2 protein-coding genes are annotated in these 1,652 nt (G+C 50.7%); both read right to left on the bottom strand.

All coding sequences use genetic code 11. The features are described from left to right. A partial coding sequence (locus EGI20_RS18415) for a hypothetical protein (protein WP_498633143.1) occupies nt 1-852 on the bottom strand: 852 nt, incomplete at its 3' end. Nucleotides 853-959: 107 nt separating this feature from the next. Then, a partial coding sequence (locus tag EGI20_RS18410) for a restriction endonuclease subunit S (RefSeq protein ID WP_498633141.1) occupies nt 960-1,652 on the bottom strand: 693 nt, incomplete at its 5' end.

Here is a 1,652-nt window from a genome sequence, read left to right as displayed (position 1 = left end):
TTTCCCGGCAATCTGATCAACCAAGATGACGGCCCTTGGCAAATTGTACTGCGACAGATGGCTGCTTATCTGCGCAAAGCTGGTGAACTGGCGATCCTTGATCCACTGCCTAATCACCGCTAACGCCAACTTGCGTTTGTTGTAGACCTCGCCATTAAAACGGTACTTGCTGTAGTCGCGTGAGCTTTGCTGGCTGGCGCGTTCTTCGGCGCGCTTTTCGCGGAATTTGACCTGATAGGCTTCCGCTTCCGGCACTGGGATAATCGGCTCGGCATTGATCAGCACCTCGCCCTGGTATTTGAATGGGGTCAAGCGCACGCAGCGGATATCAATGCCTTTGTCCCGCAGCCATAACACCGAGGTGGTCAGCTCTTTGCCAAAGGCGGCCGAGGCCAGCACGATGCGCACATCGTTGCCGAAATCATCAAGCTGGCTCTCATCCAGTCCGGTAAACGCCAGCAGTTTCTCTCTGGCACACTCTCTGTCGCCATCGGCTAACCCCTCAGCGGCGAGATAGCGTTCAAAATAGTCGCAGGCCTTATCAAAGGTCATGTTCGAGATCATGGCGGCATAGCGCAGCGCCTGCAGCTCCATATGGGCGCCGATTTCATCGCGCTTGAGCTCGATTACCACCAGATTGGCATTGCGGTCGATGGCCAGCAGGTCGATGCGGCGGCGGCTGTCTTCCCAGTCGGAAAACTCGTCGGCAATCACCAGACAATCGGGCGCAATGGCATCGATATTGCGCTTTAACGCCTCCTGCAGATCCTGACGCTCTTGCAGCCCTTCGGCGGCAAAGGTGGTCGGGATTAACGGGGTCAGCTGTTGATTGGCGATATGGTAGAGGCTCATAACTGAAACAACCTGCTTAACGATAAAGGGGAAAAGTGGCCGTGCGTGCGCTAAGGCAATAGCCATGATCAGGATGCAGGGCACCACCACGGACACCCTGCCAGCGGTCAGGCCAGAGCGTCTTCCACCAATGCCTCGGCCAGGGTGAGCTGGGTCTGTTGGCTGGTTTGCAGGCGGTATTTTAGTTGGTCGCAGAGGGCCATCAGTTCATCCACTTTGGCAACGATGCGTTTTTGTTCAGCAAAAGGTGGAATACCAAGTACGATCTCATTCATCTTGGCTTGATTCATTTTAGGCTGAGCTGTGCCAGTAATATATGAAATTAAAGAAATTGCATTGATATGCAAGCATATATATTTCAATAAATCTTCATTCAGCCCATCTAAAACATGAGCATGATTATTAACCCAATATCTCCCACGAGCCATGAACGCGATGGGTGTAGACCTATTAATTAGATTTGCTCCATCTTCACCAATCAACAACAATGGCTTGTCAAATAGATAGTTATCAACCTGATCAATAACCCCCGATGCGCCATAATAGTCATAAGAGCCCTTTCTTTTTTCTCTCTCAGAAACAGCCAAAGGGATACGTTCGAAATCTCGGTTAATTACAACATTACCAAACCGTTCAAATACCCAACCGTTCGGCTTATCAAGAGGTAAATCTGTATCTGTTATGACCAAGTATTGTTTTTCTTTTTTTATTTTTCCTTCATTGAACAGCCGCGCCTTTTCGGCGGCAATCCGCTCCAGCAATACCGAGGCGGGTTCATCGTTGGGGTCTTGCGCCACCAG

This window comes from Aquitalea sp. S1-19 (genome assembly GCF_024343515.1).
This window is presented reverse-complemented; position numbering and strand designations above follow the sequence as displayed.